General features: G+C 34.8%; 16 protein-coding genes. 4 read left to right on the top strand and 12 right to left on the bottom strand.

Translation table 11 applies throughout. The features are described 5' to 3' along the window. Window positions 1-59: 59 nt before the first annotated feature. The 7 genes from ES676_RS00650 to ES676_RS00680 all read right to left on the bottom strand — a co-directional run bounded on the left by ES676_RS00650 (window position 60) and on the right by ES676_RS00680 (window position 3,868). Window positions 60-209 carry a DUF4295 domain-containing protein gene (locus ES676_RS00650; protein WP_148368102.1) on the bottom strand — a complete coding sequence of 50 codons (150 nt, stop codon included), beginning with the start codon at window positions 207-209 and terminating at the stop codon, window positions 60-62. 7 nt (window positions 210-216) lie between these two features. Next, window positions 217-399, bottom strand: a complete 183-nt coding sequence (gene rpmG / locus ES676_RS00655; RefSeq protein WP_148368103.1) for a 50S ribosomal protein L33 — start codon at window positions 397-399, stop codon at window positions 217-219. 29 nt (window positions 400-428) lie between these two features. Beyond that, a complete protein-coding gene (rpmB, locus tag ES676_RS00660) occupies window positions 429-665 on the bottom strand; it encodes a 50S ribosomal protein L28 (protein WP_148368104.1) in 237 nt (78 codons plus the stop codon). Between the two features lie 83 nt (window positions 666-748). Then, window positions 749-1,999, bottom strand: coding sequence for a CinA family nicotinamide mononucleotide deamidase-related protein (locus ES676_RS00665; RefSeq protein ID WP_148368105.1), 1,251 nt, complete (start codon window positions 1,997-1,999; stop codon window positions 749-751). Window positions 2,000-2,002: 3 nt separating this feature from the next. Then, window positions 2,003-2,344, bottom strand: a complete 342-nt coding sequence (locus ES676_RS00670; protein ID WP_148368106.1) for an Hpt domain-containing protein — start codon at window positions 2,342-2,344, stop codon at window positions 2,003-2,005. Continuing rightward, complete coding sequence (locus tag ES676_RS00675) at window positions 2,344-2,955, bottom strand: fumarylacetoacetate hydrolase family protein (RefSeq protein WP_148368107.1); 612 nt, start codon at window positions 2,953-2,955, stop codon at window positions 2,344-2,346. Before ES676_RS00675 ends, ES676_RS00670 begins: the two co-directional genes overlap by 1 nt. Before the next feature lie 139 nt (window positions 2,956-3,094). Then, on the bottom strand, window positions 3,095-3,868 hold the full coding sequence (locus tag ES676_RS00680) for a 3'-5' exonuclease (protein WP_148368108.1): 774 nt from the start codon (window positions 3,866-3,868) through the stop codon (window positions 3,095-3,097). 108 nt (window positions 3,869-3,976) lie between these two features. Between ES676_RS00680 and ES676_RS00685 the strand changes: the two genes are divergently transcribed. Both ES676_RS00685 and ES676_RS00690 read left to right on the top strand, forming a co-directional pair. After that, window positions 3,977-4,549, top strand: a complete 573-nt coding sequence (locus ES676_RS00685; protein ID WP_148368109.1) for a GNAT family N-acetyltransferase — start codon at window positions 3,977-3,979, stop codon at window positions 4,547-4,549. 34 nt (window positions 4,550-4,583) lie between these two features. Beyond that, window positions 4,584-4,967: an acyl-CoA thioesterase gene (locus ES676_RS00690; protein ID WP_148368110.1), complete on the top strand. Its 384-nt coding sequence runs from the start codon at window positions 4,584-4,586 to the stop codon at window positions 4,965-4,967. Between the two features lie 87 nt (window positions 4,968-5,054). On the opposite strand, the gene ES676_RS00695 is transcribed toward ES676_RS00690, so the two are convergent. The 3 genes from ES676_RS00695 to recR all read right to left on the bottom strand — a co-directional run bounded on the left by ES676_RS00695 (window position 5,055) and on the right by recR (window position 8,191). After that, window positions 5,055-6,356, bottom strand: coding sequence for a dihydrolipoamide acetyltransferase family protein (locus tag ES676_RS00695; protein ID WP_148368111.1), 1,302 nt, complete (start codon window positions 6,354-6,356; stop codon window positions 5,055-5,057). Between the two features lie 106 nt (window positions 6,357-6,462). After that, window positions 6,463-7,566, bottom strand: coding sequence for a glycosyltransferase family 2 protein (locus ES676_RS00700; protein ID WP_148368112.1), 1,104 nt, complete (start codon window positions 7,564-7,566; stop codon window positions 6,463-6,465). 7 nt (window positions 7,567-7,573) lie between these two features. Then, a complete protein-coding gene (recR, locus tag ES676_RS00705) occupies window positions 7,574-8,191 on the bottom strand; it encodes a recombination mediator RecR (protein ID WP_148368113.1) in 618 nt (205 codons plus the stop codon). Between the two features lie 123 nt (window positions 8,192-8,314). Between recR and ES676_RS00710 the strand changes: the two genes are divergently transcribed. Continuing rightward, window positions 8,315-9,775: a sodium:solute symporter gene (locus ES676_RS00710; protein WP_148368114.1), complete on the top strand. Its 1,461-nt coding sequence runs from the start codon at window positions 8,315-8,317 to the stop codon at window positions 9,773-9,775. On the opposite strand, the gene ES676_RS00715 is transcribed toward ES676_RS00710, so the two are convergent. Both ES676_RS00715 and ES676_RS00720 read right to left on the bottom strand, forming a co-directional pair. After that, window positions 9,772-10,134 carry a CoA-binding protein gene (locus ES676_RS00715; protein WP_148368115.1) on the bottom strand — a complete coding sequence of 121 codons (363 nt, stop codon included), beginning with the start codon at window positions 10,132-10,134 and terminating at the stop codon, window positions 9,772-9,774. The genes ES676_RS00710 and ES676_RS00715 overlap by 4 nt on opposite strands. Before the next feature lie 680 nt (window positions 10,135-10,814). After that, entirely contained in the window at window positions 10,815-11,822 is a 1,008-nt protein-coding gene (locus ES676_RS00720; RefSeq protein WP_148368116.1) for a 3-oxoacyl-ACP synthase III family protein, read from the bottom strand. A gap of 239 nt (window positions 11,823-12,061) precedes the next feature. Here ES676_RS00720 and htpG point away from each other — a divergent pair, with 239 nt between their 5' ends. Next, a complete protein-coding gene (gene htpG / locus ES676_RS00725) occupies window positions 12,062-13,954 on the top strand; it encodes a molecular chaperone HtpG (RefSeq protein WP_148368117.1) in 1,893 nt (630 codons plus the stop codon). Window positions 13,955-14,164 lie beyond the last annotated feature (210 nt).

Below are 14,164 nucleotides of genomic sequence, written 5' to 3' on the forward strand. Positions count from 1 at the left end.
ACAAAAGCCGCTTTCTAAACGAAAGCAGCTTACTATAAATTGTATATAAGAAGTATAACTTATTTCTTTAAAAACTCGTCTACTAATTCTGGTGCCATAATGGACTCAATAAACATGTAAGCTCCTGTTTTTGGAGACTTTACCATTTTTATTGCTTTTGATAATCTTTTAGATCCTGTCTGTAATGATGCTACTGATTTCTTTGCCATGACTCAATTATTTTATTTCTTTATGAACTGTCATACGCTTAAGAACAGAATTAAATTTCTTAATCTCCATTCTATCTGGCGTGTTTTTCTTATTTTTTGTTGTAATATAACGAGACGTCCCTGGTTTCCCAGATTCTTTGTGCTCCGTACATTCTAATATTACCTGTACTCTGTTGCCTTTTTTTGCCATTTTCTTATGCTTTTAAACCGTATTGGCTATTATTTTAAAAATCCTTTAGATTTAGCATCTTTAATTGCTGCCGTAATTCCAATCTTATTGATTGTTTTTAATGCTGATGCAGAAACTTTTAAAGTTATCCACTTATCTTCCTCAGCAATGAAAAAACGCTTCTTTAATAAGTTCACGTTAAATTTACGCTTCGTTCTATTCTTTGCGTGCGACACGTTGTTTCCAACCATCGCTACTTTTCCTGTAAGTTCACAAACTCTTGACATTACTATATAACTTTAAAAATGATGTTATTAAAAATCGAGGTGCAAATATATAAAATGTTTTAGAAATCTCAATCTGTTTTTCATCAAATTTTAAATATTTCTTTTTGTAAAAGCTCTAAAGCCTTATTAACAGACTTGTTCACGACTCTTTCACGATTGCTTCCTAATTCAAATTTTTGAGAAAAAACACCGTTTTCTGTCGCTAAAGCAATAAAAACGGTTCCCACTTCGGCCTCCGAGTCGCCTTTTGCTGGTCCGGCATTACCCGTTGTAGACAGTGCAAAATCACTTTTATACAATACTCTTGCTTTTTGCGCCATCACTTCTGCAACTTCGGCACTCACCACCGAGTGTGTTGTGATTAGTATTTCTGGCACGCCTAAGATATCTATTTTACTTTGAGTAGCATATGTTACCACACCGCCTTTAAAGTAAGCTGAAGCTCCTGAATGCGACGTAAACAATTCTGCTATTTTTCCACCTGTACAACTTTCGGCCAAAGCAAGTGTTTTTCCTAATTTAGTCAGTTGTTTTGCAATCACCACTTCCAAATCGCCATCTTCTTCTTCAATACCAATATATTCGGTTTTTATTAAGGGTATTACTTTTTGTATCTCGGCATCAACGGCGCGTGTTATACTTTCAAGATCGGCTCCTATTGCCGATAAACGCAATCTCACTTTTCCGAAATTTGGCAAATACGCTAATTTTATAAAAATAGGTAAATTAGTCTCCCATTCTTCAATTTTTTCAGCAAGCATACTTTCTCCAATGCCGTAAGTTATTAGTGTTTTATGAAGAATAGACGGCCGTTTGTATTTATTTTTTAACTTCGGAATGACTTCATTTTCCATCAATAATTTCATCTCATAGGGCACACCAGGTAGCGAGATAAATACTTTATTATTTTTCTCTATCCACATTCCAGGAGCGCTCCCCACAGTATTCATTAAGACTTGTGATTGCGATGGCATTAATGCTTGATCTAAGTTTACTTGCTGCATAGGTTGCTTCACGTAATCCCGCCACAACCGTTCAATATTAATAGTCACCGCTTCATTTCTAACCAAGTGATCATTAAAATAATCGCAAATAGTGTGTTTTGTAATATCGTCTTTTGTAGGCCCCAAACCGCCCGTTACAATTATAATATCAGCATTCGCTTCTGCTGCGGATAACGCTTTCAAAATATGCGCTCGATCGTCTTGAATGGAAGTGATTTGATAAACTGAAACACCAACGGAATTAAGTATTTTTCCAATAAATGCTGAGTTCGTGTCGACAATTTGTCCGATTAGAATTTCGTCTCCAATAGTTATAATTTCTGCTTGCATTAATTACAAATTAAAATCTGTTTTTAATTCTTCTGCTGCGGCATCAATAGCTTTTAATACCTTATGAAGTTGCATAGATACATCTTCATTTCTTTTTTCGTCTTTTCCCCAATCTTGAATATCGACAAGCTCGTTTAAAACCCCTAATTCGAACACATCGATAGTGGGTTTCATCTTGTGCGCCGTTTGATAGGTTAGCATATAATTTTCATTCTCTACCGCTTCTTTTAATGTATTTGCATCGGCTGGCACTTCCTCTAAAAAAGTCTGTGCTAAAGCCTCTAAAAATTCCTGGTCATTATCGGCTAACTCTCTTAGGCGATTTAATTTATAGTTATTCTCCATTATTTTACTGTAATTGAAAACATTTCGTTTTGTTCCATATAGCCTTTTAATTTATCGTTGGTTTTCACTCTACCAACGCCAGAAGGTGTGCCCGTAAAGATAATATCTCCAATCTTTAAAGTGAAATATTTAGAGACATATTCTATAATCTCATCAATTTTCCAAAGCATAAATTTGGTATTACCTTTTTGTACAACCTCATCGTTTTTTTGAAGAGAAAAGTTAATATTGTTGAGATCTTCGTAGTCACTTTTAGACCTCCATTTGCCAATTACCGCAGCACCATCAAACGCTTTTGCTTTTTCCCACGGCAGGCCTTTGTCTTTTAATTTCTGCTGTACATCGCGCGCTGTGAAATCTATTCCCAATCCGATTTCGTCATAATATTTGGGAGCGAATTTTTTATCGATGTATTTTCCTACCTTATTGATTTTTACTAAGATTTCAACTTCGTGATGCACATCGTCTGAAAAATCCGGTATAAAAAACGGTTGTTTTTTTAATAAAATCGCAGTATCAGGTTTTAAAAAAACGACAGGTTCTGTGGGCTTTTCGTTTTTAAGTTCTGCTATGTGTTCGGTATAATTTCTACCTATACAAATTAGTTTCATAATTATTAAGAATTAGCAATACTATAGTGGTTTACTTATTTAAATTCAGTTCGTAGGCTTTAAGTGTAGAGACACGTTAACTCTAATAGTGTTAACTCGCCGTGGCTTCAACGCAATTAAAATAAGGCATAAGTATTTTTTAAATTTTATTGTTGAATGCGCGTAATTTAATAGCCGTTAACACTTTTTTGGTATATAACGGAAAATCGGCATTTAATAACCACCCAAAATAACCAGGTTCTTTTTCTAAAACACTCACTACGGCTTTACCTTTATGTTTCCCAAAAGAGAAGCACTCCACGCCTTCTTTATTAAAATTTATAAAGCCTGCAAAATCTGCAAACTTTTTGTGTGCACTAAACTCTGATAAAAACGCCGTATCGTTTTCGACATCATCATAACGCTCTATTTGCGCTTTCAAAACTTCGTACGTTGCGTTTGTATCTGCCTCGGCAGAATGGGCGTTTTCTAAACTTTCGTTGCAGTAAAACTGATATGCGGCGCCTAAGGTGCGTTTTTCCATTTTATGAAAAATAGTTTGCACATCGATAGCGACTCTGTTTTTCATATTAAAATCGATATCTGCCCGAAGCATTTCTTCTGCTAAAAGCGGAATATCAAATCGGTTTGAGTTAAACCCGGCAAGATCACAATCTTTAATCATTGCATTAATATCTTTCGACAAGGCCTTAAACGTAGGTTCATTAGCGACTTTTTCGTTAGTAATACCGTGTATTTCGGTGGTTTCTGCGGGTATTGGCATTTCTGGGTTTACCAGCCACGTTTTACTTTCTTTATTGCCATTAGGAAACACTTTTAAGATTGAAATTTCTACGACGCGATCCTTAGAAATATTAACACCTGTAGTTTCTAAATCGAAAAAACAAATGGGCTTTTTGAGATTTAATTCCATGTAATTGTAATATGATTTCTGCAAATATAATTTTATTATGTTACTTTTACTTGTAAGCATTTTATAAATATGAAAACTTTAAGCTTATACTCTAAAAATTAATTGATAATGATAATTCGAAAAGCCACAAGAAAAGATTCAGATACCATCGCCACATTATTATTACTTGCAATGGAAGATATTACCTATAAACTAGTCACCGAGAATGACTACGATAAAGCGAGACGCTTTTTGAAATACTTTATTGAGCAAGAAAATAATCAATATTCTTACGAAAACTGTACTGTTGTTGAAGCCGACACGGTAATCATCGCGGCCGTAAACATTTATGATGGCGGACAATTAGAAACCTTGCGCGCTCCTATTATTAAATATATTAAAACGTTTTATAACTCGCAATTACACATTGAAAACGAGACCCAAAATGGGGAATTTTATATTGATGCCTTAGGTGTTTGTAAAACACACCAAGGTCAAGGTATTGGCTCGAAGCTTTTACAACATTTAATTCAGGAATATGTTGTAAATCGCAAAGAAACCCTAGGATTGTTAGTCGATAAAAGAAACCTCAATGCTAAAAAGCTTTACTTAAAATTGGGTTTTAAGCCAGTAGGGGAAAAAGAACTTTTAAGTTACCATTTAGACCATTTACAAATAAGACATCAAGAATTACAATCTTAAAACGGCAAAAAACTAAGCCTAAAACGACTTAATTATGACTATAGAAGAACGCATAAAACATTCTGAAACCATTATTTTCAAAGCGGTTTTCCCAAACACAACGAACCATTACGACACCTTATTTGGTGGCACTGCAATGCAACTTATGGACGAAACTGCTTTTATTGCCGCCACTCGATTTAGCCGTCAGCGTATGGTAACGGTAAGTAGCGATAAAATAGATTTCAAAAAAGCAATTCCTGCAGGAACTATTATAGAATTAAAAGGAAAAGTAGCGTACTTAGGCAACACAAGCTTAAAAGTAAAAGTTGATATTTATGTCGAAGAAATGTACTCAGACTCTAGAGAAAAAGCAGTTTCAGGAGAATTTACGTTTGTCGCTATCGATAAAGACAAAAAACCTATAAAGATTATTTAAAATAGAATACATACTCTATTACATAAAAAAAGCACAGTTTTAAAACTGTGCTTTTTTTATGCAATTTCTTTGTTATACTAATCAGTATTACATTTCTCTTTTAGCATCCCATGCTTCCAAGTAATCCTTTACAGCTTTAACAAATTGTCCGCCAAGCGCACCATTTACAACTCTATGATCGTACGAATGCGATAAGAACATTTTATAACGGATACCAATAAAATCACCCTCTGGAGTTTCTATAACGGCAGGCACTTTACGTATGGCACCTAACGCTAAAATCCCTACTTGTGGCTGATTAATAATTGGAGTCCCCATGATACTTCCGAAGGTACCTACATTTGTTACTGTGTACGTCCCGCCTTGAATATCGTCTGGTTTTAATTTATTCTCTCTCGCTCTTCTAGCTAAGTCATTAACCTGTTTGGTCATTCCAACCAAATTAAGCTGATCTGCATTTTTAATTACCGGAACAATTAAATCGCCACTTGGCAAAGCTGCAGCCATACCCAAGTTAATATTTTTCTTCTTGATAATTTTGTCACCTTGAAGTGAAATATTCATCATTGGGAAATCGCGTAACGCTTTTGCAATCGCTTCCATAAATATTGGAGTAAACGTTAAGTTTTCTCCTTCGCGCTTCATAAAGCTATCTTTTACTTTCTTTCTCCAATTCCAGATTGTCGTCACATCGGCTTCAATAAAACTTTGCACGTGAGCACTTTTCTGAACAGATTCTACCATATAATGAGCAACTAATTTACCCATTCTAGTCATTTCAATAATTTCATCGTCACCACTTGCAACGACAGGAGCCACTTGTTTCGCTGGCGCTTGTTTTGGTACCGACGTTGTTGGTGCCACAGCCGGAGTTGGTTTAGAGTCTTTATTTTCTAAATACGAAATCATATCATTTTTGGTAACACGACCCTCTTTTCCTGTTCCAGTAACCGCATCTAATTCTGATTGCGAGATACCTTCTTGTTTTGCCATATTTTTAACTAACGGCGAATAAAAACGACCGTCGTTAGAGGCTATTGGCGCGGCTGTTTCTTGTGCAGAAGTTACCGTTTGCTCTACGTCCTTAGTTTGCGCAGGCGCTTCTGTTGTAGTCTCTTTTGGCGCTTCGGTAGTTGCACTACCCTCTCCTTCTGTTTCTATAATTGCTATGGTTTGTCCTACTTGAACAACATCGTCGACATTAAATAGTTTTTCAACTAAAACACCGTCCACCTCACTTGGGACTTCACTATCTACTTTATCGGTAGCGATTTCTAACACTGCTTCGTCTGCTTCAATAGTATCACCAACTTCTTTAAGCCAAGAGGTTATAGTTGCTTCCGCAACACTTTCTCCCATTTTTGGTAACTTAAGTTCAAATCTTGCCATATCAATAATTTATAGGTCTGTTTTCTTTTTTAGAGTGCAAAATTAATAAAAAATAGTCGATTTCTTTCACTATTCAATATAATTCTGCTGTTATAGTTTTGTTATTTTAGTATTTAAAAGCAATAACTTCCCCTCTAGATTTCGAAGAATTACTTCCGAGGATAAAATTAGAGTTTTTAGGTAGAATTTTAAAAGTGAAATTTTTATTCTTATCAGAACCCGAAATCACACTAATTATTTCACTGAAAGTCAAATAATTAGCATCAAAAATAATTTCAGAATTGGGCGTAGCTTGAGTAAGCTGTTCAATTTGTTTCACCGGAAACGGAAAGCGCGCAGTATAATCATTCTTACCATTTGAAGCGCAGACAAAAATGGCCTCCTTTTTTAATTCTATTGAAGGTTTTTCGGCATTTAAAAGACTTGCCATTTGGATACCCAACCACAAAAACCCATTAAAAACTAGATTACTTTTAAAGTGTTTTTTGTAAAAAATTTGCATCGCTCCGTAAAAACGCTTGGCATACACCTTATCTTTTAACGTACTTTCTCCTTTGTAATGTATTACCGTTGTTTTACCAAAATAATAGTTAGTGTAACCTGCTTTTAGCACTTTATAAGACAAATCGATATCCTCGCCATACATAAAGTAATCTTCATCAAACCCGTTAACTTCATTGTAAACCGCGTATTTCATGAGCATAAAAGCGCCGACAAAAACAGGCGTTTCGCCTACGGCATCTTGGCCTAAAGAATGCACATAATATGTGGTATCTCGTCCAAGCATTTTACTAATCGCCACTTTAGGCGTTGGAATATGGCGCTTACTCTCAGGAAGAAATTGCCCGCTACCATCTACCAATTTACACCCAACAATACCTAAATTAGTTTTAGTATTGGCGTACTCTAAAATACTACTGAACGTTGTTTCGCCAACCACCGTATCGGGATTTAGAATACAAATATACTCGCCTTTCGCTCTTTTAAATCCCAGATTATTGCCTTTCGAAAACCCTGAATTTTCCTTATTTTCAATTAAGATAACATTAGGAAATTTATCTCTCACTATGGCACAACTATCGTCTTGAGAATTATTATCGACCACAATAATTTCGGCGTCGATAGATGAAATAGCTGCTTCCACACTTTGTAGACACACTTCTAAAAAGTAACGCACATTGTAATTTAATATGATAATAGACAGCTTCAAATGCAGGTTATTGTTTTAATGAAGCCTCGAAAGGAATACGGTTTAATATGCTTCGTCCTAAGGTAATTTCATCGGCATATTCTAATTCATCTCCTACTGAAATTCCTCTGGCAATCGTAGACGTTTTAACCTCCAATCCTTGAATCTGTTTAAAAATATAAAAGTTTGTAGTATCGCCTTCCATTGTAGAACTCAGTGCAAAAATGAGTTCTTTTACGTGTCCTGCTTTTACTTTTTCGACTAACGTTACGATGTTTAAATCGTGCGGACCAACGCCGTCTATTGGCGATATCTTTCCGCCTAAAACGTGATAAATCCCCTTGTGAGAAGCTGTGTTTTCTATGGCCATTACATCGCGAATATCTTCTACAACGCAAATAATTTCTTTGTCGCGAAGCACACTCGAGCAGATCTCACAAATATCGACATCGCTTAAATTATGGCACGATTTACAGAATTTTAAATCGTTTCGCATAGCGCTTAAAGCTGTTGTTAACCCTTGCGTTTGCTCTTTTGGCTGACGTAATAAGTGCAACACCAAACGCAACGCTGTACGCTTACCAATACCTGGTAATTGCGATACTTCGCCGACTGCTTTTTCTAAAAGTTTAGATGAAAATTCCATGGTTGCGAATTTACTACTTTTTAAACTTTTGCCGTACAATAGCGGTCTATATTTTAATCCGTTTTTTAAAGCGGTGCAACCAACTTATTTGTATTTTTGGCGCACCGAAATTTATCTAAAACAATGTCTGCAACTCAAATTATACTTTTAATTGCCGCTTACTTTGGCGTTTTAATGTTAATATCGTATCTCACTGGAAAAGAAGATTCTAACGCTGCTTTTTTTAAAGCTAATAAATCGGCGCCTTGGTATTTAGTTGCCTTTGGGATGATTGGAGCGTCACTTTCTGGTGTCACTTTTATTTCGGTTCCTGGCGCAGTAGAAACGAAACAGTTTGGTTATTTTCAAGTTGTTTTAGGTTATTTTTTCGGATATATTGTTATCGCCTATGTTTTGCTTCCCCTGTATTACAAAATGAATTTAACATCCATTTACACGTATTTAAAAGAGCGGTTTGGCGTGACGAGTTATAAAACGGGTTCGGTTGCCTTTTTAATTTCGCGTACTGTTGGGGCAGCATTTAGACTGTTTTTAGTGGCTAAAGTATTGCAGTTACTTATTTTCGACCAGTTTGGAATTCCGTTTCCAATTACTGTTATTTTTACGATTGCTTTAATTTGGTTGTACACCTTTAAAGGTGGTATTAAAACCATCATTTTCACCGATACGCTTCAAACGCTGTTCATGCTTATTTCTGTGGTGGTTACTATTTCATTTTTAGCTTCTGCTTTAGATTTAAATAGTGTTTCAGCTATAATATCGAATGTAAAAGAGAGCGAAATGAGCAAAATCTTGTTTCTAGACGACGTTAATGATGCACAGTTCTTTATAAAAAGTTTTCTTGCGGGTATGTTTATTACTATCACTATGACCGGTTTGGACCAAGATATGATGCAAAAAAACTTAACCTGCCGAAACTTAAAAGACGCACAAAAGAATATGCTCGTTTTTAGTGTGGTGTTGGTTTTTGTGAATATTCTGTTTCTAGCTTTAGGCTTACTACTTACGCAATACGCGCAACAGAATGGTATTACAGCTAATAAAGACGATTTATTTCCTACCATTGCAATGCTCCCAGAGATTGGTTTGGTAACTTCTGCTTTCTTTTTACTAGGATTGATTGCAGCCGCATATTCTAGTGCAGATTCGGCTTTAACCTCGCTAACCACTTCTTTTTGTATTGATATTATTGATTTAGAGAAGAAGCCAGAGAATCAGCAGAAAAGAATAAGAAAGCAAGTCCATATAGTAGTCAGTATCCTTTTAATTATCGTCATCATTTTATTCGATACAATTTTTAAAGACGTTTCTGTTATCTGGGAATTATTTAAAGCAGCCGGGTATACTTACGGTCCGTTATTAGGTTTATTCGCCTTTGGTATTTACACCAAAAAGCAAATAAAAGACCAATACGTGTGGATTATAGCCCTTTTAGCGCCACTGGTTTCGTATGTTTTAAATAGCTACTCTATGCAATTGTTTAACGGGTACCAAATTGGTTTCGAAATTTTAATTGTAAACGGTGTAATTATGGCTTTAGGCTTATTACTTATTTCTAAAAAAAAGAACATTAAACCGATTTAATACTGATGCGTTGATAATAAGACGAGTGTACACGCTATTTCAACGTCAATATTATTACGTTTCAAAAGATCGTAAAATTCCGGATTTTCTGTGCCCGGATTAAAAATAACGCGCTTAGGGTTTAAACCTATTATGTAGCGGTAATAGTCTTCTTGTCGATTAGGATTTAAATACAAGGTTACCGTATCTATATTTTTATAGTCTTTTAAATCGACATCTATGGAGACACCTTTAATGTCGCCCCCTCGCAAACCAATAGCCACGGTCTCGTGTTTGTAATTGGTTAATTTCTGAATAGCCATATTAGAATATCTAATCGGTTTTAGAGAAGCACCTATTACTAGTGTTTTTTTACTCATATAATATCTATTTAAATTAGGGTTCTTGGGTTTCACTATTTCAATGTAATAAAAAGAGTGTTACACCTACTAAATGTAATAGACTTTTGTAAAAAATCAAATAAAAAATTGTAAAAATATAATATCGGTTAATTAGCCTTAATTACCTGGTTGCAAAGTCATCGTTAGTGTTAAGTATGCGTATAGAAAAGGAAACCTAGAGCTTAATCGGCTTCAGATTTCTAATTTTTTGTAGACTTTTTAGTACTAAAGTAAACTTAATACTAAGTTAAACTTGTCCCAAACCTCTATAAATGAGAATACCACTCGTGTTTCTTACCTTATATTTGCAGTAATAATTTAAATCATACTTCGATTTTTTAATTATTGTTGATTAATAGCAAAAAAATCCTAGACTTATGTTCTAGGATTTTTTATTTAAAGTAATAACAAACAATTAAAACCTCCGACTGTAAAACCTCGTTAAAACCTAACAATCAATACAATAAAAATAAAAGACACACATAGTATACCGATACAAAAAGCAGTTAACGAATTATATTTTATTTGAATTAGTCTTCCTCTATATTTCAATTCGCCATACAGTAAACGTAAAGTATATAACTTAAAAGTCCCGAAGCAAGCTTCGGGATTTTTAGTTTTAATCTTTAAGTATTGTATATTTAGTGTCTTTAAAATTATTACCATTTAATAATAACGCTTCCCCAAGTAAAACCACTTCCAAAAGCCGCCAAAACCACCGTGTCGCCAGTTTTAATTTTTCCTTGCTCCCAAGCTTCAGATAACGCAATAGGAATTGACGCTGCGGTTGTATTTCCATATTTTTGGATATTATTAAATACTTGATCATCGTTTAGCTGAAATTTCTTCTGAATAAACTGAGAAATTCTCAAATTTGCTTGATGCGGAATTAGCATATCAATATGTTCAGGTTTCAGGTTGTTTTTCTGAAGTCCCTCCATAATTACCTCACTAAAGCGAACGACTGCATTTTTAAATACAAATTGTCCATTCATATGCGGAAAATAACTTTCGTCGTTGGGGTCATTATCAGCAATAATATCGTTTACCCATCGCTTGCCCATTCCTGGTGCAATTAGAGCTAATTCTTCGGCGTGTTCCCCTTGCGAATGTAAATGAGTCGATAAAATTCCTTTTGTAGTGTCTTCTTCTCTGCTTAAAATCGCCGCTCCTGCTCCATCTCCAAAAATGACAGAGACGCCGCGACCACGCGTAGTTTTATCTAATCCGTGAGAATGTAATTCGGCGCCTATAACTAAAATGTTTTTGTACATTCCAGTCTTTATAAAATTATCGGCCACAGAAATTGCATAGATAAAACCCGAGCATTGGTTGCGAATATCTAACGCACCAACCGTTTTTATTTTTAAAGCTTCTTGAACTTGCACGCCAGGTCCAGGAAAATACATATCGGGACTTAAAGTCGCGAAAATTATAAAATCGATCTCGTCTTTATCTATTCCCGCACGCTCAATCGCAATTTTTGCCGCTTTAACTCCCATAGAAGACGTGGTGTCTCCAGAATCTTTAACCCAGCGGCGTTCTTGTATTCCAGTACGTTCTTGTATCCACTCGTCTGTGGTGTCCATTAATTGAGATAGCTCTTCATTAGTGACAATATGTTCAGGTACAAAATGGCCTAATCCTATAATTTTTGAATTATACATAGTTTATTTAATCATAAAGGTTACCAATAACGCTTCAATTTAAGACGTTATTCTATCGCAATTTAGTCTTTTCAGTAGTAAGGTTTAAAAAATAAATTCTTATTAATTATGCATGCATAATAATTCAATATTGACAGTTTGTCACTTTTTATCTATTGGCATTTTTGTTGACTATTACTTTTCAAGAGTTCAACAACAAACAACTTCTCGAGATATCGAGAAAAAATAAATTAAATATTATGGCAAAAGGAAATATTAATGTTTCTGTAGAAAATATTTTTCCGCTTATAAAAAAATTCTTGTATAGCGATCACGAAATATTTTTAAGAGAATTAATTAGTAATGGTACAGATGCGACCCTAAAATTAAAGCACATAGCAAGCATCGGGGAATCTAAATCTGAATATGGTAATCCGTTTATTGAAGTAAAAATCGATAAAGAAGGAAAGAAATTACACATTATAGATCAAGGTATAGGTATGACTGCCGAAGAGGTAGAGAAATACATTAACCAAGTCGCGTTTTCTGGAGCTGAAGAGTTTTTAGATAAATATAAAGATGCGGCGAAAGATTCTGGAATTATTGGTCATTTTGGATTAGGTTTTTACTCGGCATTTATGGTTGCCGAAAAAGTAGAAATTCTTACTAAATCTCATAATGCTGATGCACCAGCTGCGCATTGGGTTTGCGACGGTTCGCCAGAATTCACATTAGAAGAATGCGATAAACAAGATCGTGGAACAGAGATTATTTTACATATTTCTGAAGATTCTACCGAGTTTTTAGAAGAAGCTAGAATAAGCACATTATTACAGAAGTATAACAAGTTTATGCCTATTCCAATTAAATTTGGAACAAAAGAGGAAACGTTACCACTTGCTGAAGATGCTGAAGAAGATGCTACTCCAGAAAAAATCACAGTCGATAACTTTATTAATAACCCTAGCCCAGCGTGGACAAAACAGCCAACGGAATTAGAGGATAAAGATTACAAAAGTTTCTACAAGGAATTATACCCGTCACAATTTGAAGAGCCTTTATTTCATATTCACTTAAATGTAGATTACCCGTTTAATCTTACAGGAATTTTATATTTCCCTAAGATGAGTCAGGATATGGGTATTCAAAAAGACAAAATTCAATTGTACCAAAACCAAGTTTACGTTACCGATAACGTGGAAGGTATTGTACCCGAGTTTTTAACAATGCTTCGTGGGGTAATAGACTCTCCAGATATCCCGTTAAACGTATCGCGTTCGTATTTACAAACTGATGGTGCGGTTAAAAAAATATCGTCTTACATTACGCGTAAAGTAGCTGATAAATTAAAATCACTATTTAATGAAAACCGTGAAGATTTCGAAAAGAAATGGAACGACATTAAAGTGGTTATTGAATACGGAATGCTTTCTGAAGATAAATTCTTCGATAAAGCTGATGCTTTTACTTTATACCCAACAGTAGACGGTAAGTATTACACTTACGAAGAGTTAACGAATAAAATAAAAGAGAATCAAACCGATAAAGACGGTAAATTAATACTTCTTTATACCAGTAATACTGATGCGCAACACACCTATATTGAAGCTGCTAAAGAAAAAGGTTACGAAGTGTTATTATTAGATTCTCCAATCATTTCGCATTTAATGCAAAAACTAGAAAGCACGAAAGAAAATATTTCGTTTGCTCGTGTAGATGCTGATTCTGTTGGTAACCTTATCAAAAAAGACGAGACTGCTATTTCTAAATTGAGCGAAGACGAGTCGAAAACGTTAGAAGATCTTTTAAAAGACGTTATTCCTTCTGAAAAATTTATGGTGCAGTTAGAAGCTTTAGATAGCGATGCTATTCCGTTTATGATTACACAACCAGAATTTATGCGACGTATGAAAGATATGCAAGCGTCTGGAGGTGGCGGTGGTATGTTCGGAATGGGTAATATGCCAGAAATGTACAATCTTGTGGTAAATACCAACTCGTCTTTAGTGAGCGATATTTTAGCCACTGAAGAAAAAGAGAGAAAAGAACAATTAATTACGCAAAGTTTAGATTTAGCTTGTTTATCGCAAGGCCTTTTAAAAGGAAAAGAATTAAGCGACTTTATAAAACGTAGTTACGAAATGATAAAATAATACCATTTCTTATTTCTATAAGAACGTTACCAAATAAAATCCACTTCAAAATTTTGAAGTGGATTTTTTTTTTACTGTTCATTTTCTATAAAACACGAAAACCAATCTTATTTCTCGATTCTAAAAGTGAAGCGGTCTTATGTCTTTTATCGAACAATAATGTTTATTTTTACAGCTAATCCTTTTATTCAAAGCGTTACGATTTCGCGC

This window comes from Bizionia saleffrena (assembly GCF_008086175.1).
In the GTDB taxonomy this organism is placed as follows: domain Bacteria; phylum Bacteroidota; class Bacteroidia; order Flavobacteriales; family Flavobacteriaceae; genus Bizionia; species Bizionia saleffrena.